This window comes from Bacillus canaveralius (assembly GCF_002860125.1).
In the GTDB taxonomy this organism is placed as follows: Bacteria; Bacillota; Bacilli; order Bacillales; family Cytobacillaceae; genus Bacillus_BJ; species Bacillus_BJ canaveralius.
The window spans coordinates 1-21,307 of record NZ_PGVA01000044.1 but is presented as its reverse complement, the minus strand read 5'-3'; the positions used below and the strand labels follow the sequence as shown (position 1 = coordinate 21,307).

23 protein-coding genes and 2 pseudogenes are annotated in these 21,307 nt (G+C 39.6%); 4 read left to right on the top strand and 21 right to left on the bottom strand.

From position 1 onward, the window contains the following. Window positions 1–115: 115 nt before the first annotated feature. From CU635_RS16975 to CU635_RS16945, 7 genes and pseudogenes are all read right to left on the bottom strand, one after another. Window positions 116–709, bottom strand: coding sequence for a class I SAM-dependent methyltransferase (locus CU635_RS16975; protein ID WP_180956507.1), 594 nt, complete (start codon window positions 707–709; stop codon window positions 116–118). A gap of 240 nt (window positions 710–949) precedes the next feature. Then, window positions 950–1,768: an FkbM family methyltransferase gene (locus CU635_RS16970; protein WP_101578573.1), complete on the bottom strand. Its 819-nt coding sequence runs from the start codon at window positions 1,766–1,768 to the stop codon at window positions 950–952. Window positions 1,769–2,116: 348 nt separating this feature from the next. Next, window positions 2,117–2,712 (bottom strand): annotated as a pseudogene (locus tag CU635_RS24240) (sugar phosphate nucleotidyltransferase). Between the two features lie 231 nt (window positions 2,713–2,943). Then, window positions 2,944–3,702 carry an FkbM family methyltransferase gene (locus CU635_RS16960; RefSeq protein WP_180955718.1) on the bottom strand — a complete coding sequence of 253 codons (759 nt, stop codon included), beginning with the start codon at window positions 3,700–3,702 and terminating at the stop codon, window positions 2,944–2,946. A 143-nt stretch (window positions 3,703–3,845) separates the two neighbouring features. After that, window positions 3,846–4,172, bottom strand: coding sequence for a hypothetical protein (locus tag CU635_RS16955; RefSeq protein ID WP_101578571.1), 327 nt, complete (start codon window positions 4,170–4,172; stop codon window positions 3,846–3,848). Window positions 4,173–4,185: 13 nt separating this feature from the next. Then, window positions 4,186–4,734, bottom strand: coding sequence for a hypothetical protein (locus tag CU635_RS16950; protein ID WP_101578570.1), 549 nt, complete (start codon window positions 4,732–4,734; stop codon window positions 4,186–4,188). A gap of 68 nt (window positions 4,735–4,802) precedes the next feature. Continuing rightward, window positions 4,803–5,492, bottom strand: coding sequence for a BMQ_0737 family morphogenetic spore coat protein (locus CU635_RS16945; RefSeq protein WP_101578569.1), 690 nt, complete (start codon window positions 5,490–5,492; stop codon window positions 4,803–4,805). 185 nt (window positions 5,493–5,677) lie between these two features. On the opposite strand from CU635_RS16945, the gene CU635_RS16940 reads away from it, so the two are divergent. After that, window positions 5,678–6,265, top strand: coding sequence for a hypothetical protein (locus CU635_RS16940; protein ID WP_101578568.1), 588 nt, complete (start codon window positions 5,678–5,680; stop codon window positions 6,263–6,265). A gap of 373 nt (window positions 6,266–6,638) precedes the next feature. Here CU635_RS16940 and CU635_RS23435 read toward each other — a convergent pair whose 3' ends face one another. Both CU635_RS23435 and CU635_RS16930 read right to left on the bottom strand, forming a co-directional pair. After that, on the bottom strand, window positions 6,639–6,974 hold the full coding sequence (locus CU635_RS23435; RefSeq protein WP_180955717.1) for a hypothetical protein: 336 nt from the start codon (window positions 6,972–6,974) through the stop codon (window positions 6,639–6,641). A gap of 136 nt (window positions 6,975–7,110) precedes the next feature. Then, complete coding sequence (locus CU635_RS16930) at window positions 7,111–7,335, bottom strand: hypothetical protein (RefSeq protein ID WP_101578567.1); 225 nt, start codon at window positions 7,333–7,335, stop codon at window positions 7,111–7,113. Window positions 7,336–7,616: 281 nt separating this feature from the next. Between CU635_RS16930 and CU635_RS16925 the strand changes: the two genes are divergently transcribed. Beyond that, window positions 7,617–7,829: a hypothetical protein gene (locus CU635_RS16925; RefSeq protein WP_101578566.1), complete on the top strand. Its 213-nt coding sequence runs from the start codon at window positions 7,617–7,619 to the stop codon at window positions 7,827–7,829. 381 nt (window positions 7,830–8,210) lie between these two features. On the opposite strand, the gene CU635_RS16920 is transcribed toward CU635_RS16925, so the two are convergent. Further along, window positions 8,211–8,807, bottom strand: a complete 597-nt coding sequence (locus CU635_RS16920; protein WP_101578565.1) for a hypothetical protein — start codon at window positions 8,805–8,807, stop codon at window positions 8,211–8,213. Between the two features lie 192 nt (window positions 8,808–8,999). On the opposite strand from CU635_RS16920, the gene CU635_RS16915 reads away from it, so the two are divergent. Beyond that, window positions 9,000–9,683, top strand: a complete 684-nt coding sequence (locus CU635_RS16915) for a BMQ_0737 family morphogenetic spore coat protein (protein WP_101578564.1) — start codon at window positions 9,000–9,002, stop codon at window positions 9,681–9,683. An 845-nt stretch (window positions 9,684–10,528) separates the two neighbouring features. On the opposite strand, the gene CU635_RS16905 is transcribed toward CU635_RS16915, so the two are convergent. Then, window positions 10,529–10,864 (bottom strand): hypothetical protein, encoded by a 336-nt coding sequence (locus CU635_RS16905; RefSeq protein WP_101578562.1) that lies wholly within the window; start codon window positions 10,862–10,864, stop codon window positions 10,529–10,531. A 518-nt stretch (window positions 10,865–11,382) separates the two neighbouring features. Between CU635_RS16905 and CU635_RS16900 the strand changes: the two genes are divergently transcribed. Next, on the top strand, window positions 11,383–12,753 hold the full coding sequence (locus tag CU635_RS16900) for a sugar phosphate nucleotidyltransferase (protein WP_101578561.1): 1,371 nt from the start codon (window positions 11,383–11,385) through the stop codon (window positions 12,751–12,753). Window positions 12,754–12,862: 109 nt separating this feature from the next. Here CU635_RS16900 and CU635_RS16895 read toward each other — a convergent pair whose 3' ends face one another. From CU635_RS16895 to CU635_RS16855, 10 genes and pseudogenes are all read right to left on the bottom strand, one after another. Then, window positions 12,863–13,852, bottom strand: coding sequence for a 2-hydroxyacid dehydrogenase (locus CU635_RS16895; protein WP_101578560.1), 990 nt, complete (start codon window positions 13,850–13,852; stop codon window positions 12,863–12,865). Window positions 13,853–14,102: 250 nt separating this feature from the next. Continuing rightward, a complete protein-coding gene (locus tag CU635_RS23115) occupies window positions 14,103–14,240 on the bottom strand; it encodes a lmo0937 family membrane protein (RefSeq protein WP_308303494.1) in 138 nt (45 codons plus the stop codon). A 169-nt stretch (window positions 14,241–14,409) separates the two neighbouring features. Then, window positions 14,410–14,598, bottom strand: coding sequence for a hypothetical protein (locus tag CU635_RS16890; protein ID WP_101578559.1), 189 nt, complete (start codon window positions 14,596–14,598; stop codon window positions 14,410–14,412). 149 nt (window positions 14,599–14,747) lie between these two features. Continuing rightward, entirely contained in the window at window positions 14,748–14,981 is a 234-nt protein-coding gene (locus CU635_RS16885) for a hypothetical protein (protein ID WP_101578558.1), read from the bottom strand. Window positions 14,982–14,986: 5 nt separating this feature from the next. Then, complete coding sequence (locus tag CU635_RS16880; RefSeq protein ID WP_101578557.1) at window positions 14,987–15,997, bottom strand: ABC transporter ATP-binding protein; 1,011 nt, start codon at window positions 15,995–15,997, stop codon at window positions 14,987–14,989. Between the two features lie 2 nt (window positions 15,998–15,999). After that, window positions 16,000–16,929: a C40 family peptidase gene (locus CU635_RS16875; protein ID WP_101578556.1), complete on the bottom strand. Its 930-nt coding sequence runs from the start codon at window positions 16,927–16,929 to the stop codon at window positions 16,000–16,002. Window positions 16,930–16,941: 12 nt separating this feature from the next. Next, window positions 16,942–17,367: pseudogene (locus tag CU635_RS16870) on the bottom strand (enolase C-terminal domain-like protein); the annotation flags it as partial. Between the two features lie 69 nt (window positions 17,368–17,436). Further along, the gene (locus CU635_RS16865) at window positions 17,437–18,426 is read right to left on the bottom strand and encodes a S66 peptidase family protein (protein ID WP_101578555.1); all 990 of its coding nucleotides are present in this window, start codon (window positions 18,424–18,426) and stop codon (window positions 17,437–17,439) included. 67 nt (window positions 18,427–18,493) lie between these two features. Then, complete coding sequence (locus tag CU635_RS16860) at window positions 18,494–20,128, bottom strand: peptide ABC transporter substrate-binding protein (RefSeq protein ID WP_101578554.1); 1,635 nt, start codon at window positions 20,126–20,128, stop codon at window positions 18,494–18,496. A gap of 95 nt (window positions 20,129–20,223) precedes the next feature. Further along, window positions 20,224–21,222, bottom strand: a complete 999-nt coding sequence (locus CU635_RS16855; protein WP_101578553.1) for an ABC transporter ATP-binding protein — start codon at window positions 21,220–21,222, stop codon at window positions 20,224–20,226. Between the last annotated feature and the right edge of the window lie 85 nt (window positions 21,223–21,307).

The window sequence follows — 21,307 nt, the reverse complement described above, 5'->3', positions numbered from 1 at the left end:
CTATGCGTAAAATATAGTTAATGGAACTAAAAATCCATTTATTTAGATTGGAACCTTTTCTAATATATTGTAAATATTCAAGCTGTTCATCGAATAGTGTCTGTGACTGCTTTGTCTAATTAGGTTTCATACCTACTATAAAAGTGTCACCTACATCTGCATCCAAACCACCATCAAGTATATCAAAACCAATTTGTGCAAAAGCATTGCCGAGCCACATTAAAGGATATGGTCTCACATGTGAAGAGCTAAGCCAGAAAACATTCTCGTGGACATGTTGTGCAGCGAAATTCGGTGTAATTATCGTAACGATACCACCCTTTTTTAGGGATTCATAAAATAGAACTAATAATTCAATAGCCCTCCTGCTGTCAAGGTGCTCTATTAAATGTGCATTAAAAATTCCTTCAAATACTTCCTTATTCGTCTGCTGATCTAAAAATTCAAATACATTTTCCTTCCTGGCATTGAAACCTTTTGCTGTACACGAGTTCACAAAATCCTCTTCTAAATCAAGCCCTAGAATGTCGATTCCCAGTTCACTTGCAGCCCGCAGGAAAGATCCTTGACCACAAGCAACATCCAGAACAGGTTTTTTTCCCAGATAATAACGAACATATTTTCTCTGATAATCATATGCAACCGATTCATTGCCGACGAAACCATTATCAATCCTGCTGAACAGTTTTTCAAAGCTGACCTTATCCATCTTCATAGAATCAACTCCCCTTGATGGAGTTTTATCCGACTTTTCAGTTTATAACTTTTATAATGTACTCTATCCCCGTTATATTCATTAAATCTTGTACTGGTGTTATTAATTACAGTGTACAAAGGTCGTTTTTTGCGAGAATCCCCCTCTAAATTAGGTTTAACAATTGCCTGCACGTTGACTGATACACCTTTAAATTCGCCTCGGCATGTTAATCAGAGTGTGACGTAAATTATTTTATTTTTGCGTTTTCTTTAAAACAATATCATAAAACCATTTCCACTCTTTTCCATATAGATCATAATCGCTTAATATTTGATCCTTGTTGATGTTTGAGTCATGTGCAGGGTGTTTTAGAGGGTTTATATAGGAGATTTCAGAAAAATTGCTAAGGATACCTTCTATTTCTGTTTTGGAAGTGCCATTTTGCAATAAATGGTATGGAGAGTATTCGATTATAACAATTGACTCATGATTAATCATTGGTAAACTTGCCTTTAAAATGTCAAAATCGGCGCCTTGAGTGTCGATTTTTATTAAATCAAAATACGATGGCTTCTCATCACCATAACATTGATCAAAAAAGTCAATAGGTGTTACCATTGGTACCCGATATGGCAAACGTTTAAAGTTTCCCAATACATTATCAGGGGATATTGGTGTTGCGCTTCGGTGATCACCAAAATTTATATCACTTCGATAAAAATCAATAAATCGTGGCTCACTTCCTAAAGCATAATTAAAAGTATGGATATTTTGTACATTGTTCAGTGCAATATTTATATTTAACAATGAGAAATTAAGTGGATCAGGTTCAAAACAGTAAATTATTGCTCCAGGCTGGATTTTTGCTAAATAAATTGCAGTAGTGCCAATATTGGCTCCTGCATCAAGAACGCGACTCCCTGGTTTAATAGTTCCAGACAATTGATGTAAAATTTCACTCCAAAATACACCCGCTCTTAAACCTGCACCGTTGTACATATCAGCTAAATGGGTCAAAAATGTCGTATTGATTCCGTTTAACAACACATTAGATCTTACAAAAGGTAACATATCCAGATGACCTCTTATTTATATATTGTTTAAAGCCAACCTATAACGCTATCGATGTATTTATTAACACATATTTTATATATGTGTATTCTTACCTAATCTGTATGAGTAAAAATGGTAAAGAATATGATGCTCTTGATTATAGCCACTTATACATCGGCTTTACCTGCCCAAATCGTAATTAAATGTTTTTCCGAGCTGTCCATTTCCTCCGGTAATGATTACCTTCAAGCCATATGACCCACCTTTCCCAATATATACAACCATTCATAATTCTGCATAACTACTCCACTGTTCTTTGTATCCCTGTGCGCCGCCGGTTATTAGAACCTTCTTAGCCACCATTCTTCACCTTATTAGTACTAAAATAAAACAATTCGCCGCCTGAAGATGTGTGCCAGCGTCAATCCAACAGCCTTTTAAAAAATCATAGCTTAAATGCTTCTTAATATACATTTTTTATTCACGCCTGAAATTTCCAGTTCTCCCCGTTCCGATACGGTCGTATTAGCAATATATTCGAAAACTGAGGAATCATACATATATATTCCGACAACACAAAAATTGGATTTGTGATGAACAGGATTTTCCTCAATAGAGATAATGCTTTTATTATCTGTACCTATATAAGCGATGCCATATCGTTCCGGATCTATTACATGCTTAAGTAATACTTTTGCACCTTTTTCCTGCTTGCAAAACAACGGAACCAACGAATCTTCGAATAAATTGCTTCCAAGAATAACAATAAATTTGTCTCAAAACATGTCATGATAAACGCCATTTTTTACCCACAATATTTCAGTAATTTCCGCCTCTTTTAAGTTTAAGATTGGCCAGTATATCATCGGATAAGTGCTCACTGAAAGGAGATGCTTATTGATTATTGTCGTCAACGGCTTAAGTCTTGAACCCGTTGCTCCTGCAAGTATGATTCCTTTCACAGCAAGACACTCCTCATTCATAATTTCTATCCTTATCCATATGCACAAGAACCCACTTTTGAAACCCAGTAGAGCTATATATTCGCCAAGGTAAGTTTTTGTACCAATAGAAAAAACCCTCTGGTACGAGGGTTTTTTTCATACTATAAGTATTTAATTCTTTAATACTAGAAATCTGGAAAAATATAAAAAGAGAACTCGTTATTTTTAATATATCCGAACTCCGTTTTTTTAGTTTCTCGTCAGTTTCAAATCTATATGGATGGGACCTGGAAATGCCACTACTTCTTCGACAGTGGTTGGCTCCAGAACTCCGGTATGAGCAACCTTATAAAAATTGAATCCCCGATCAGCAAACTTTTGCAGGCTAACTTTTGGATCATGGCCAACCCAGAGAGTCGGTGCGTACTCTAAAAAGATTTGAATGTTATCACTTTCATCTACAATTTTTATGACATCATCCATGATAAGAGGCTCGGATCCATCAATATCAATCTTCATCACATCGACTTGTTGTGGTGGGAAATATTCTGAAAAAACAACTGTTTTCATTTTCACCTCTTTTTGATACTGAGATCCCGGGTTGATGATGGTGGCTCCCCCGCCGTCCGGAACGTATAGAATAACTTCTTCGTTTTTGTTGGATAACCCTACTTGATGGATTGTAGCATGGTTGTAACCATTTATTAACAAACTTCTCCTTAAATTATCAAAGTGGGCAGGGTTAGCTTCGAAAGCATGTACTTCTCCGGTAGGACCAGTCAATAAACTTGCGAGAAGAGTATAGTAACCACAATGTGCTCCAATATCCAAAACTTTCATCCCTGGCTTAACAGTTTGAAAAAAGTTAGATGTAAGCCCATGCTCCCAAAAACCATGTAACATAATATGAGCCTGCACAATATCTCTTGGATCTAAATAAATTACAGGGGTATAGATTAATTTTGTTAAAATGGTGTTATCACCTATATAAATGATCGGTCTTTCCATAATATTGTTGCCTCCCTTGTTGCTATATGCTAGTTTTCGGACCCAGAAGTTTCTGAATAAAGTCATTTTTGTTGATCACTGATTAAATTTATAACAGTGGCATATCCTGAGCAGCCGGTAATGATCGATGCAACTTATGTTACTTATGATTGCTGCTCGTTGACGTTTAAAATCTCATCATAGAAATTTTTATCTGCCTGTCGCAACCGGTCAACATCATTAATTAGTTTTTTCAACTGTTTAATCATCGGATTCTCTTGTTCTGCGGATTGTTTAGAAGAATTTCCGCCAGATATGTTATGGTTTAGCATTAGGTACAGTAATAAATAAGTGACTATTCCATTATTATCGAAATTTATTACCGTCTGTGCAGTAGGGATGCTGATAGAGTCTTTGTTGGCATTTTCCATATATTGCTTAAGCAACGCTTCAATGAGTTTCCTTATTTCTTCATGGTCTGAAGAAAACAAAATATCCCTCCTCTTAGAAGCTTATATTTATCGAATTCAAAGACGGCATCCCTTCGTTTATATCCCTCACGTAAACATGTCCTTCCACATTTATGTAGCCGCTGGCTTCATTTTGAAAACGGATCTGAAAGTTGGAAAAAGACAAGGTCTGATCGGGATCAATTTGTTCTGCCCCAGTGGGTGTAAACCAATATTCCATAGCTTCATTTTCGTTTTTATTCTCCACAAGCTTCCATTGGAGATTTTCGATCTTTATATGCTGAGTTGGCATGATGTATTTACCCGAAAAGTCAAATGCATGATCCGATTTTATTTTAAGTACGAATTTAGGATTATAGAGAGGGGATGGGGAGTGATTTATAATATTAAAGTTACCATATATTGTATGCTTTCCGTTTGCGTTGTTATCTAAAATAATGGAATAACTGAAAAAAGGCAAGAGCCGTTTTGCCGAAGATCTTTTTACTGATAATAATTCTCTGACCTTTGCCTTAAATGCTTCACTCTCGCCTTTCATGAGGTTTATCTTGCTTTCCAATTCATTAACCAGTTCGTTTATCATTAACACCACCTTTGCATAAAAAATAAAGAGAGGAAATCATCCTCTCTCTACATTATGCTATACCTTGATTACTCATTACTGTATTCATATTCATATTCGCATTCATCACCAGGAAAGACGATATTGCACTGTTTCGGAATCTTTGGTGTTGGACACTGCTCCGTCAGGATATCTCTTGGTTGACAGAAGGCTGCAAATAACTCTACAGTTACATCCGCAACCGTTTGAATGCTCTGGCATACATTTAAAGTAAGGTCTACACCTAATAATTCATCCTTTTTATCGTCGCAATCCAACCTTACTGTACATTCACTATCGGCAAGTTTCACCATTAGTCGTGTCCCCTTTGGTGCACAAAGGAAGAGAGACTCCGACATTTCTATCGTGATTGGCTTGGATATTTCCACAAATGGAGTCTTGCCAATGATTCCGCTAAACTCAATAACAGCGCACAACTTCTTAGTGAAAGTAACTCGCTGCAGTTCAACCAGGTCTTTACCAATGATAAAAGGACGGTCGTCTCTCTCACCAATTTCCTCTACTTTGATCCCAGAATTGTAGCCTAGTGGATGACCGGTTTTAGGATCTACCAAAATACAACGCGTTTTTAAATTTCTTGCCTTGCATACATCGGTATCTAAATGGAGAGCATCTGCGGGAACGCATTTTGACATCGCAGACTGTAATATCACCCAATCATAAACTTTTTCAGTATTTATACACAAAAGTTCATCGTCATGCTCAGCAGGATTTTGCATATGATCTACTCCTTATCTTATTTTCGATATAGTACAAAATACGCTGGCATTCCCTTTGAGTGACATGTTTCTATTCAAAATCAGGAAAATGGGCTGTTATACCATACTACGCGAATAACTACTGTCACAGGCCCAAAAAAAAAACATACAATACATTATAAAATGAACTAACGGGGGAAAGGTGTATGTCCAAACAGCATGTGCAAGATGATATCGATAAATTGTTGTACCAATTAAAAACGTACAAAAAAATAATTAAAAGCTATCAGGAAAATGACACAACCCAGGAGTATTTAGATACTAGAAAAAAATTAGAAAGTGAAATGAAGGAAAGAGAACTTGACCAACAGAGATACAAAGAGTTAATGAAAAAGTTCAAATCCAATTCAGAAAAACTCAAGTCGACTGAAGAAAAATACGATGAATTAAAAGAAAAATTCGAACGTAAGATTGAGGCAAAAGAAAAAAAGTATGATGAATTAAAAGCAGCCTATGAAAACCAGAAACAAGAATATCAACAGTTAAAGACTACTTTTGAACAGCAGAATAACATTGTTCGCCGTCAACAACAAATTGATACTGAAGAAGACAAGACGTCTTCAGCCGAACTCCAAAGACAGAATACGGATGCGGAACAACGACCAAAAAAATATTTGCACACTCCGCTTGATCTAGTAAGGATGGCAAAACAAAATGAAATGCAAACCATTACTCCAAAGCAGGTAACCTTCAGGGACATTCAGCGCAATCTGCAACAAATAAAATGTAAATAAACAAATGAAGTTTAAATCAAATCAATTTACCATTCTGTGCATGAGAATCTGCTTCTTCAATAAATGGATGGCTGTATAGCGAAGTAAAGATTAAATTCATAACAATCCTCCAGCCATCTATTACATATTTCTATTGCAAAGAAAAAGCTACCCCCATGACAAAGGTAGCTTTTGATAAGGAGTATAAAACTGAGCATGAGCGAAACCTAGGCAGTTTATGACTGGATTATAGTCCCAGCGTAAAATTGCCATTAGCATAAGGAGCATCCCGAGACACCAGCGATGGATTCACAGTATGAACACTACAGTCCGCAAATCCAAATTGTTAGAATAAAAATTTGCATAGGACATTCTAGTGATGCCTTAAATAAATTCAATCACCGTCGTAGTGATCGTCTTTAATAAATTTGCAAATCAGCTTCTTCTTTCGTTTTGGATGTTTCTTTTTCGGTTTACATGGATAGTGATGATCTTTCTCCACATACAATTCGACATCGAAATGCTTCACGTAATAATGTTTCTTGTCATCATGTTTCTTATCATAGTATTTTTTATCGTAGTCGTCATATTCTTTTTTATCGTAATCATCATAGCCATCATAAGATTTCTTATCGTAGTCATCATAAGATTTCTTATCATAATCGTCATACTTATCATAATGTTTTTTATCGCAATCGCAATCATAATACTTATGATCGTCATAACACATATAAATTCACTTCCCCTTTTTTCATAAATTTAAGATATCCCTTGAATATTTCCACACCGACGAAAACACACAATCCTGAATGAAATTGTTAGCTGCTTGGTTGTACATGAGTTTCGATTGTTGCCACTACTTACATTCAATCAGTGTCGTAATGATCATCTTTAACAAACTTGCAAATCAGCTTCTTTTTTTGTTTTGGATATTTCTTTTTCGGTTTGCAAGGATAGTCATGATCATGGTCAAAATATACTTCCAAGTCAAAATACTTTACGTCGTAGTGTTTCTTGTCGTAATCATAGTGGTGTTTTTTGTCGTAGTCGTCGTAGTCTTTCTTATCATGCTTATCATCTTCATACCACATATGCTTTCACCTCCCTGTTGTGTATACTTCAAGATACGCAGGAGGTGTACAAGCCGAAGCGGCTGTTATCACTAAGGAAATAGCTCATTTTTTATTTAGGATTTCAAATAGATAAAATGTTTCTATATACGTTTAAACTCTTCACATTAACGTTTTTCTTCTGATAAATTCAATTAGTTTAATAATCAATAAAAATAGGTATTTGCAATCATGATGAATGCCGTTTCAGCCTGTACATCAACTGCGTACGGTAAAGTATACAAAACAGGAGGTGAAATCAAATGTGGTTTGATAAATATGAAGTATCCAGAAAGAAAAAATACAGTTGTCCATGTTCTGAAAAGCATTATGAAGATTGGGACGATGAATACGAATACGATGAAGACTATGATGAGGATTATGATGAACCGAAAAAGAAATGTTCAAAGCATAAACCAAAAAAGAAGAAATTGATTTGCAAATTTGTTAAAGATGATTATTACGATAGCTATTGATTGTATTAATGTGCCGTGTAGTCATGTTGGGTACTGGCAGGAATTCTGAACTATAAATTGGTGTTCACTTTTGGTACCTAAAAGCATTAACTTAATTGTCGAAAGTTTATGCTCATGCTCAGTTTTATAGTCTTTTAAGCTACCTTATTCAGAAAGGTAGCTTTATTTGCCGTTATATGTTATCGAGGATCATAACAAGCTGGCAAACGAGTCCTTGTTACATGAATGGCTTCACTGGTGATCTTTGCTGAATTAATAAGCAAGTTCATAAAATATAAAAATGGATGGAGGAATCGAAATTTATGATCATTTCCCTTCGATTCTCCCACCCATCCTGTCAGTGGCAGGCGGATCAATATCCCAGTCAATATTTTATATTTTTCAATTTTCAAGGTTACTTTGAATGTCTCTGAAAGTGATCTGCTTTGCTGTTTGCATCCCATTCTGTCGAGACATTCTGGTTAAATCCAGCGGAGTTCGCATCTGCTTTTTTGGCCATTTATCCTCAACCATATTGGGTCCGTCTGTTTCCGATGGAGCCGTAATTTCTTCCGTATCAATATGGTCCGGAAGGCTAACACCGGTTTTCTGCTGGTCAGAAGTTGCCTTAAACTGTTCATATTCTTGCTTCTGCATTTCATAGGATGCTTTGGTCTCCTCATATTCTTGTTTTTGCTTCTCATACATTGCTTTGATCTCTTCATGCTCTTGTTGCTTCTGTTCGTATGAGTGTGTTAACTCTTCGTATTTTTTCTCGTTCGCCTCGAGTTTCTCTGAGTTGGTTTGCAGCTGTTTCAATAATTTTTCATATCTCTTTTGTTCGAGCTGTCGCTCCTTCATTAAACTTGTTAATTTTTTTTTCATATCCAGATAATCCTGGGTTGCATCATTTTCCTGATAGCTTACAATTATTTTTTTGTACGTTTTTATTTGATGTAGCATCTTGTCGATCTCATCTTGATCATAGTGTTTGGACATATATCTTTCCCTCCGTTTAAACTTTTATAGAGTATTGTATGTTTTCAGTTTAGGGCCGTGACAAAAGTTATTAGTAAAGCATAGTATATCAGCCCATTTTCCTGATTTTGATTAGAAACATGTCACTCATAAGGAGAGGTTGCCATATTTTGTACTATATCGAAATTCAAATAGAAGTAAGGAGTTGATCATATGGAAAACTCTGCTGAGTATGACGATGAGCTTTTGTGTATAAATACCGTAAAAGTTTATGATTGGGTGATTTTACAGTCTGCAATATCAAAATGCGTGCCCGCGGATGCTCTCCATTTAGATACCGATGTATGCAAGGCAAGAAACTTAAAAACGCGTTGTATTTTGGTAGATCCTAAGACCGGTTATCCTCTAGCCTATAATTCTGAAATCAAGATAGAGGAAACTGGTAAGAGAGACGACCGTCCTTTCATCATTGACAAAGATCTGGTTGAGTTACAGAGGGTCACGTTTACCAAAAAGCTATGCCTAGTTATAGAGTTTAGCGGAATTATTGACAAAGTTCCTTTTGTAGAAGTATCGAAGCCGATCACGATAGAAATGTCGGAGTCTTTATTCCTATGTGCCCCCTGTGGAACAAGATTAGTTGTAAAACTTGCCGATAGTGATTGTACAGTAAGGTTAAATTCTGACGATGAAAAAGATGAGTTATTAAGTGTAGACCTCACCCTGAATGTTTGCCAGAGCATTCAATCGGTGACGGATGTAACGCTAGAGCTATATGCTGCATTCTGCCTGCCGAGAGATATCCTGACGGAACAGTGTCCAGCTCCAAAAATTCCGAAACAGTGCAACAGCGTCTTCCCGGGCGACGAATATGAATATGAATACCATACTGATTGATGAAGAGTAAAGCAGTAAAAAGAGAGGAATAGTTCCTCTCTTTTTCTATAAGTGAATGAATTTCATAAAGCAATCCTTTAATTGAAAAACGAACAGTTTTTAAAATTAAGATAGTTTTTTCGTTTCCTACGGCATTCTCTGTTTATTGAGACAACTTCATTCGTTTTTCGGTTTTACCTTAATACATTGTGAAAATTTACTCGAGTACAAAATTTGTTGCGAAATGGACACTGATCTTGGTACACAAGCTAATTACGAAGGTAAAACTTACATATAAGAAACATTCAGAGAATTACAAAACAAAGAAATTTGCCAGGTTAGATCCGGATGGCTCATCTCAGCAAACGAAACGAGGGTTAGAAGCTTTCTTATGATTCGACCACCAATGCATCATCAGGCCTTCGGACCAAACTCAGGCAGGCAGATATTAAGTTTAGAGAAAGAGTTGTGCGCGCAGTTGCATTCCAGGCATTATTACGGACTAAACGCAACAAAATTTATTTTTCTACAATCAGCGATTGTAACAGTACCTGTACTGCTCACGAATGTTGCGCAGTGATTGCCTTTGCAAAAATTTGCATTAATAACAGGCAACGATACACCATTAAATCCTAATGTGACACCTGTTCCTGGAGCGGTCTTACGCAGTACATCGCAGGCGCATCCGTTTGAACTATAACAGCCCATTTTTCACACCTCCTATAACTTGTCCACCCTTGCTTTTATGCTCTTAACAGAAGGGATAATTTATAATATGAAAAAAATCTATAACTTGATTGGGTATTACACAAAAAAATCAGGCTGCAGCAGCCTGATGGATTAAAAAAAATATATATATATTTTCTTTATACGGTTGGAGGGAATGCAAATGCATCGATTCGAAAACAGTCGACAATAAATACAGCTCCTGATGGCGTAACGCCTGCTCCTGTTATCAGAGTAACACAATGATCATCCTTACAGAACTTAGCAAAAACATAAGGTCCCGAAGGCACGCCATCTATGGTTAGAAATACAGTTGTTCCCGGCGTTATACGACGAAACTCTTTACAGATGCAACTTTTAATTTTGCATTTGTCATCATCGTCTTTGCAGCCACAGTCATGATCTTTTTTATGGCCGCAATCTTTTTTGTGACCCCAGTCATCATCATGGAAATAGCTTTTTTTACCGTAACCCATGGTTATCCTCCTTTTATCGAAATTCCTGAGTATGTCAGGGTTAATTTATTATATTAATACGGATAAAATTTTGTATGGGCTAAAACCCTACCAGTTAAGAAAATGGTTTACTGTTCCAAGCCCGGTGTGCTTTGATTCACCCCGAAGTACCTCTAAGCATGATATGCATTGAGTCTATTTTAGTTCATCGACTACAAGTCATTAAATAAATTGCAAATCTAGATATTACATATTCAGATGCCGATAAAATTAAAAAGACATAAGTACACCGGCATTAATTTTGGCCAAACACAGCCAATTCTTTGGTGCATATAATAAAACACTGCTGGCAATGACAACAAAGATTAGAATCTAACGAAAAATATGATTAGTTGATTTGCTAAGGAATTAAATGTTTTAACTTTTCGATACTTATAAACTTATAAGGGGAAAATACAAATCACAATCTATTCTCACCACATCGTTGCCCGAATTATCGCTATTTCCCCACTGAAAATATTTTAGAAAGTGGATGAAAGATGAAAATTATTTTACTATCTGGAGGATCAGGACAAAGACTATGGCCGTTATCAAATGGTTCAAGGTCTAAACAGTTTTTGAAGATGATGTTTAATGACAACGGAGTAGAAGAATCAATGATCCAGCGAATATGGCGGCAATTACAACAGGCTGGTTTAACGGAATCATCTTATATTGCCACGGGTAAGTCGCAAACAGATTTTATTCAAAGCCAAATTGAGAATATTCCTCCTCTTATCATTGAACCTGACCGCAGAGATACGTTTCCCGCGATAGCATTAGCTGCAGCTTACCTTCATTCCATTGAAAAACTAAGCTTAGACGAAATTGTATGTGTACTACCTGTCGATGCTTATGTCGAAGATTCATTTCTTGAGGCCATAAAGAAGTTTGGTCATGCATTAACAGATTCAAATGCTTCTCTCGCTCTTCTCGGCGTAAAACCCACCTTCCCTTCCGATCAGTATGGTTACATTGTTCCTGCACCGAATCATGAATCGCTATGTAACACCGGAACTTATGATGAGGTCGACTTTTTTATTGAAAAACCTGACCGTGATACAGCAAAAAAACTAATTAAGCAGGGAGCTTATTGGAACTGCGGTGTATTTGCCTTCAAGCTGGGATATTTGATCCAGTACCTGGCCGATAATGGAATTCCCTGCAATTTCGAAGAACTAATTAGTCAGTATTCTGATATTCCAAAAAATAGTTTTGATTACGAAGTAGTGGAAAAAACGAATCACATTGTTGTCGTCCCGTATAAGGGAAAGTGGCGGGACTTGGGAACATGGAATACGATAACAGGCATTATGAATACGGATACGGTAGGAAAAGGAGTTATTGACAACAATTCAATAAACACTCATTTAATAAATGAACTCGATCTTCCTGTCGTTGTTGCGGGTATTTCCAATAGTGTAATAGTAGCAAGTTCAGATGGTATACTTGTTGCGGATAAAGCTGCTTCCGGTCGGATAAAAGAGTTAACTAAAGACTTTTGTCAGCGTCCCATGTATGAAGAGAAGCATTGGGGTCATTATCGAGTTTTAGATTTTCATAAACTGAGAAATGGCGCAGAAGTTCTAACAAAAAAAATAAGTATCTTCCAGGGAAAAAACCTCAGCTACCAGCTACATTTGAAGCGACAGGAAATCTGGACGATAACAGAAGGTGAAGGGGAATGTATCTTAGATGGACAGTTAACACACATGAAGCCTGGAACTGTGATTACGATTCCTGCTGGCACTAAACACGCGCTTAAAGCCATCACTGAATTACAATTCATTGAGGTGCAAATGGGCAGTGAACTAAGCGAAGCGGACATCATTCGTTTTCCAATGGAATGGTCAGAAATTGAAACAGAATAATGGTTAATCTGACCAGATGCGCCTATCAATCTTGGTATTTTTAACCTGTGTGAACGAAGGGGGTTGACCCAAGCGAAACGAATAATCACCTTGGGTGAACCCCTTTTCTTCATTTCCTGTAAGTGTCAAGCTGTGGTCCATTGACGAGACAGGAAGGAGTGTTTCCTGCTAACGCCTCAAGTAAATTATCAGCAGCAAGATTAGCCATTTTCATTCTTGTTTTAATGCTGGCACTCCCAATATGGGGCAGAGCAACAACATTCGCAAGTGACAGGAGCGGATGGTCCAGGTCGACCGGCTCCTCTGTAAACACATCAAGTCCCGCCCCCCATATCTGGCCATCTTTTAGAGCTTCGTATAGGGCCGTTTCATTGACAATTCCACCTCTCGCTGTATTTATAACAATCGCGGTTTTCTTCATCAATTGCAATTGCTCCTTACCGATTAAATTGACCGTTTCAGGAGTATACGGGGTCATGATGCAGATAAAATCGGAAACTTTCAGCAGTTCATTGAGCTCCGTATATCTGATCCCAAGCTCTTTCTCGGCATGCGGTTTTCTGCTTCGATTATAGTATAGGATATTCATATCAAAGCCCTTCGCCCGTTTTGCAACTGCTTCACCGATTCGCCCCAGTCCAACAATTCCTATAGTTGCCCCGTAAATATCCTGCCCTGTTAATAGCATCGGAGACCATGTGTCCCACTTCCCCTCACGAAGGTAATTCGAGGATTCGACCACTCTTCTTGCGGTAGCCATTAGAAGCGCGAAGGTCAAATCAGCTGTTGTTTCCGTTAAGACCCCAGGGGTATTGGTAACACGAATCCCGCGTTTTGAAGCAGCTTCCACATCAATATTGTTATAGCCAACTGCCATATTGCTGATGACCTTTAAGTTTTCTGCAATCTGTAACAGGTCTTCATCAATCGATTCCGTTATTAAGCACAAAAGCCCGTCTGCCATCGAAATTTCTTTTTTCAACACTTCACGGGGTACCGGCACGTTTTCTTTTGCCCACATTCGAACCTCGTATGAAATTTGCAGTTTGGATATAATTTGTTCGGGCAGCTTTCTAGTTACATATATTTTGGCTGTCACCTGCAACATCCACCTTTCTATCAAAAAAACTTTCCCAATACACCGAATGATCAGGTTATCTTAGCAGGAGAACAATTGCCAAGATGGCTGTTCGTCATCCATTTCAACGATAACAATGTAATTCTCTATTACTAGCGGAAAACCTGCTTCCAAACAAAAAGAAGTGAATTGTAGATTTACGATTAAGCAAAACAAAGTTTTTTTAAAATAAAAAACTCCCCGCACTGGAGGAGTTCATGGTTTTATAGTGTTAGTGCGTCGCGCGTCCTTTAATCACTTTGTAGATAATAACGATTGCGGCAACTACAAGCAGAATGTGAATAAGCCCGCCAGCAATGTCAAAAATCAATCCAAGGACCCAAAGTGCAATTAAAACACCGATAATCATACCAATCACGATCAGTCACCCTTTCTATTTAAATCATCCATATTGTAAGATTACCCTAAATAGTAAGTCGCCAAACAGGAGCCATTCCATTGAATGTGTGCTCATTGCATGAATCGGCATAGAAGGCTGTTGACCTTTTCAGGCTTGAGCCATGGAAAATAGCCTCGAGCTATACCACTATATAAACAGCGAGACCGATAAGTGATAGCAATGTTACCACTACATAAATCATCGTCAGATTAACTGTATTTCTTTTTGAAGAAGATGAATACTCTTGATCACTTTTTCCGGTTAGCAGCAATGTCGAGATAATCGCTATAATGATAATAATGATAACTAATACTATTGCAAAAGTCATGTCTTCCCCCCATGAATCTTCTTTACTACAATAATAATTAGATACTTACCAATAGTAAACCTTTTTGATGAAACACAACTATTCAAAGAATCTTGTTGAAAAAAATCACAGCAAACACTTAAAACCCCTCTACTTGAGAAGAGGAGTTGTTATATTGTGATATAGTCACAGAGCATCTTTCCAATTTGAACGGTTAAATTTCTTCCAGTTAGCTGATTTTCCAGGCCGTCGGTCAATACTGCCGCATAAGCTTTCTTTCCTTTATAGGAAATAATCGTACAGTCATGCTCAAGTCTGGGATCTGCTTCAATCATAACACTGACCCGCGCATCACATTCGTTTAACAGCGATCTTACTCGATTAGCAAAATCAAAGAAATCCATTGCCCTTACCTCGATGCGGCAACTTGCCTGGGGGCAGGTTTCCCTGTTATCTGCTTGTTGTATAAATGGCAAGCCACAAAGTGATTGGCCTCAATTTCTTGCCATTCAGGTTTCAATTCCGCACAAACCTGCATCGCATAAGCGCATCTAGTTCGGAACACACAGCCGCTCGGCGGATTGATTGGACTTGGGAGCTCTCCTTGCAAAATAATGCGTTCCCGCTGATCTTCGATATTCGGATCGGGAATCGGAATTGCCGATAACAATGCTTGTGTATAGGGATGGAGCGGTTTTTCGTATAATTGGCTGCTTGCTGTCAGCTCTACGAGGTTTCCTAAATACATGACGGCAATCCGATCACTGATTTGTTTGACCATCGAAAGGTCATGGGCAATAAATAAAAAGGTCAGCCCCTTTTCCTTTTGCAGCCTTTTCAACAGGTTCACAACCTGGGCCTGTACGGAGACATCAAGAGCAGAAATCGGTTCGTCAGCAATAATGAATTCCGGATCAAGGGCAAGCGCGCGGGCAATCCCAATTCGTTGGCGCTGGCCGCCGCTGAACTCGTGCGGATAGCGGTTTGCATGGTCCCTGTTCAAGCCAACATCTTCTAACAATTGGTACACCTTCATCAGCTTCTCTTGTTTATTACGGTGTAAGCCGTGCACCTCCATCGGCTCGGAAATAATCTCCCTGACCGTCGAACGCGGATTTAATGATGCGTATGGATCCTGGAAAATCATCTGCATTTTACGATGAAACGCAAACTTCTCCTTTTCATTTAAGGTATGGACGTTTTTCCCATCGTATTTGACCTCTCCGCCGCTAACATCATAAAGGCCGATAATCGTTCTTCCAGCCGTCGATTTTCCGCATCCCGATTCGCCAACAATTCCGAATGTTTCTCCTTTATAAATTTGGAAAGAAACATCGTCTACAGCTTTTAAAGTTTCCCCTCTGCCAAGGTAAAAATATTTCTTTAATCGATTTACTTCCAGCAAAGCTTTTTCAATCATGCTTACTCCTCCCTCTCCTGCCAGTAACGCCGTGCTGCACATAGCTCTTTTTCATATATGGTACCGGCAATAGGGATAATTTCTATTTCTTTTCCCGTTTTCGGTGAGTGCAGCAGTTGTCCATTGCCATAATAAATGCCGACATGGTGGATATGCCCTTTTCCTTCCTGGTAGGCAAAAAACAATAAATCACCCGGCTCGATTGCTGACAAACTTATCTCTTTTCCTGTTTCCGCCTGGTCTGATGCATCACGCGGAATGATTGCGCCAATCGCTTTGCACATCGAATAGCTGAAACCTGAACAATCATAACCGTAACTGCTCAATCCTCCCCACAAATAAGGGAGGCCAACAAACTTTTCACCTGCCCTGACAAGATCTGTCCCGGTTCCTTTCGGAATATGTTGATAAGACTCGTAGATCGCAGTATCTTCATGTTTCAGCAACGCGCTGCCAAGAGGAGATTTTACTTTCAGAGTATCACGGGAATTTTCTTGAACAGGAAGAATCGTTTGATAGCTTAATAGCAGTTCATAGTCAGAGTTAACCGGCCTGAGCACGGCTTGTTTACTTGTAATGACAGCAACCTCACTGTCAGTTATATTCCAATCTCCATACTCAGTTAGTTGTGTTATCGGTATCCAGCCCGGATAACCGTCCTTATTTTTCAAGGCAGGCTGGCCAGGAACAATGACTTTAGCCCAGTGCCCGTTTGTACCAGTAACGATGACCTCTTCCCCAAATAATACCTGCGTCTGCAAAAGATTCGAACTGCATAATTCCAGCCGGGTGTCATACGTAAGCCCGTTGAGCCATGATCCAAGATCGACAGGGTTTGTAGTAACAGCTTCGTCAATCGGCCTTGCTGAATCGTACGAGGTCCAAACATTTGCAACAGATACATTAACGATCCGCTTTGTTTGATCCGCCATTATAACTCCTCCTTAATTTACTAGGACATTACGAATGCCCAGGCCAGGTTCTTTTGAAAAAGTAATTTTATTTATGTTGTATACAATGCCGCCTTCAACGATATCTTTAGCAAGCATCAGCGGTGCATCAAAATCCAAACGGGTAATATTGGCTTTGCTGGCGGCAAAATGAGCGGCAGCACTTATGCCGATCCGTGTTTCAATCATACTTCCGACCATGCATTCAATTCCGCAAACTTCTGCCAATTGATTGATGATCTGCGCCTTATAAATTCCGCCCGCTTTCATCAGCTTAATATTGAGCAAATCAGCACTTCTTGTTTTGATAACTTCGAACGCCTGCCTTGGCGAAAAAACACTTTCGTCGGCCATAATCGGCGTATCGGCGGTATCAGTTACTTGTTTTAACCCGGCGATATCTACTGCTTTTACAGGCTGCTAACTAGCTCAACACAAGTAACCTTGACGACGATTGTTTCAGCTGTTTCCACCGTGCGCAACGCTGTTTTAAATGGCTTCACAAGCGGTACTGCTGCGCGATAAGTTTGCAAATGTTCTATTTTCATAACGAACCCCCTTACTGGATTCCACTCTCGATTGACAGTTTTTTTGATCTGCATCCATGTGGGCCGTACACCCAAGTGGAAGCGATAGATTACGGGAACAGTGTCCGATCATAAATTCTGACAATGCCAGTTTACCTGCGGCCGCGATATAATGATTGACTACCTCTTCGAGAGTCAGCGAATCTTCTCTCTCGGGAAGGCAATTTTTAAAATCTCCGACTATAAAGCCTGCGGCATCATCCAGTTTTCCAGCCATCTTGAGCTGGTTCAGCATTCTGTCTATCGAGCGCGGTTCTTCATTTATATCCTCGATCAACAAAAGCTTACCCTTTGTATCAACTTCAAAAGGAGTTCCCATTGTGCTGGTAAGCAGGGATAAATTACCGCCAACAAGCGGGCCGCGTGCACTTCCGGCAACGAGCGTTTTGAGGCGCGAATGCTGCTCCGAATAGTTCAATAGTTCAGGTTGAAACAACTGGCGAAATAGCTCTCTCGATACCGGATGCGAATCATCATTGCCAATATCGGATGCAAGCATTGGACCATGAAAGGTTACGAGCCCTGTGAGCTGGTGTATGGCGGCATGTAAAAAAGTAATATCACTGTAACCCCAAAAAATCTTAGGATTAACTGAAATGATTTGATAATTGATTTGGTCTGCAATTCGGGCTGTTCCGTAGCCGCCGCATGCACAAAAGACTGCTTTTACCTGCTGATCCGCAAACATGGCATGCAAATCTTCCAATCTATCATGATCTGATCCTGCAAGATAGCCGTTCCTTTTAAATAAGTGCTTACCTAGCTTAATGGTCAATCCAAGCTCTTCAAGGAAGGGAAGGCCCCGCCGTAAATTTTCTTCCTTCGGAGGGCTGGCCGGAGCAATGACACCAACGGTATCTCCTTTTTCCAGTCGCTTTGGTTTAATGATCATATTCGCCTCCAGCTACTTTTTTATAAAAGGGGTGTTCCTGTGAACACCCCTTTTATGAGATTTGTGCCTATTTCTTATCCGCCCATTTTAACTCCAGATAACCAACCGGATGGCGGACGATTCCCGTGACCGCATCGTTTTGAAGATGTGGCTGGTTATAGAAGTGAACCGTGAAGATTGGTGCTTCATCCATCAAAATCTTCTCAGCTTCGTACATGAGCTCAAAGCGCTTTTCTTCATCTGATTCTTTTTTGGCGTCCTGAATCAGCTGATCATATTTTTCATTGCTCCATCCCGTCCTGTTCATCGAATGTCCGGTTTGGAAGTTTTCAAGGAAATTGATTGGATCCGCATAGTCGGCAAGGAACGAACTTCTGGACAGCTGGAATTTTAGTGCTGACTGCTGCTCTGCAAACACGCTTGATTCCATATTCGCAAACTTGACATCTACCCCGAGATTTTCTTTAAACATTTGCTGGAGTGCTTCGGCAATCTTTTGGTGAATATCATTAGTGTTATACGTTAAGGTGACTTCAGGAAGAGTGCCATATCCCTCTTCTTCCATTCCTTTTGCGAGAAGCTCTTTCGCTTCTTCAATATTGGTCTTCATGAGGTCGCCATTCACCTTGCGGAAGTCTGCCCCGGACGGATCTTTAAATCCAGGCGATACGAAGCCATAGGCCGGTTTCTCTTTATTCTTCGTTACAAAATCCACGATTTTCTTTTGATCAACGGCCAGCGCAAAGGCTTTGCGAATATTTTTATTTTGAAAGGGTTCCAATCCAACATTGAAGCGATAGAAATAACCGCCGGCCTGGTCGTCCACCTTCACTTTATTTTCTGAATACAGCTTTTCACTTAAATCAGGCGGAACATCAGAAGTATCCAATTCTCCGGTTTGGAACATTTGATATTCAGTATTTGTATCATTGACCATTGCCCAATGTACTTTGTCTAATTTAACATTGTCAGCATCCCAATACTGGTCATTTTTCTTCATCAGGAAGTAGTTATCATGCTGCCACTCGGCAAGTGTAAAAGGACCGTTTCCTACGAATGATTCCGCTTCTGAAAACCATTCAGGATTTTCGGTGGCCACCTTTTCATTAACAGGGAAAAACGCCGGGTTTGTTATCACGCTTAAAAAATAGGCTTGCGGACTTGTTAATGTAACCTCCAAGGTTTTTTCATCAACTGCTTTGACCATCACATCATCAGCAGTACCTTCTCCGTTATTGAAAGCCTCACCGCCTTCAATAAAATAGCCTAAAAAGGCAGCCTGTGAACCCGTTTCAGGGTCTAAGAGCCGCTTCCAGGCAAACACGAAATCACCTGCCGTAACATTATCGCCGTTTGACCATTTTGCATTTTCCCGGATATGGAACGTGTACGTTTTTCCATCGTCTGAAACTTCCCAGCTTTCAGCTGTCGCTTCCTCCGGCTCATGATCAGGGCTTAACCGGGTTAATCCTTCCAGTAAATTATTCAAGGAATTCCATGAAACGGCGTTAAAGCCGATCGGCGGGTCAAAAGATGTTGGCTCCTCTGCGTTGTTCATGTATAATACTTTTTCACTCGCTTTCTTGCTACTTTCGCCGTCTTTCTTTTCGCCTGGATCCTCGCCGGCATTTTCATTGGCCGTACACGCTGTCAAAACAAGCAACAGCAATCCCGTCAAAAACAACTTTAAACATGATTTCATCAAGCCTGCCCCCTTCAGTTTTGTTTATATTAACTGCTTGAGAAATCCCTATATACACAGAGATTCCGTACAGACAATACCGTCTTCGCGTTTCTCTATCTGGCAGACGTGAGCAACTTCCGCGCGCGCTCATCCTGGAGCCAGCAATCAACTTGATGTTCCCTGTTTAACCGGGTTTGAAATGGATATACTTTGTCACACACTTCCATCGCATAATCACAGCGCGCCGCAAATGGACAGCCCGCAGGTGGTGAGAATAAATCCGGCGGTGAACCGGGAATCGGAATTAAATCGGCTCCTGCCTGATCAAGACGTGGGACCGAATTTAATAATCCCTTCGTATACGGATGCTGGGGATTATAGAAAATGTTTCTCCTTGTACCTGCTTCGACGATTTTTCCTGCATACATGACTGCAATCCTGTCAGCAACCTGGGCAACGACTCCAAGGTCATGGGTGATTAAGATAATCGAAACTCCCGTCTTTTGTTGGATATCTTTAAACAGTTCAAGGATTTGTGCCTGTATCGTTACGTCTAAAGCCGTTGTCGGTTCATCTGCAATTAATACCTCAGGCTGACAGACAAGTGCCATCGCAATCATGATCCGCTGCCTCATTCCGCCGCTGAATTGGTGGGGATACTGCTTAAGCCGCACGTGGGGGCTTGGAATGCCCACCAGGTCCATCATCTCCAGAGCCGTTTTTTTCGCCGCAACAGTTGAGACGTTGTGATGGCGGATAATACCCTCCATGATTTGGTCGCCAATTGTCAGTGTCGGATTAAGAGCTGTCATTGGGTCCTGAAAGATCATCGATATATCCGCACCGCGAATATTTCTCATTTGCGGCTCCTTCATTTTAGTTAAATCTTGTCTTTTGAAGAGGATTGAACCGGCCGTGATTTTTCCGGGAGGGATTGGAATCAAGCGCATAATGCTTTGCGCCGTTACGCTTTTTCCACAACCCGATTCGCCGACGATTGCAAGCGTTTCGCCTTTATGGAGGTCAAAAGTAACGCCTCTTACTGCTTTAACTGTGCCGCCATATGTAGTGAAAGTGACGTGGAGGTCTTTTACCTCAAGTACATTTTCCATACCTTTACCTCCTCAACCTTGGACGTATTGTCAAAAATTAAATATATAAATCAAGCAAATACATTGATATCAGAGGGTTTATAAG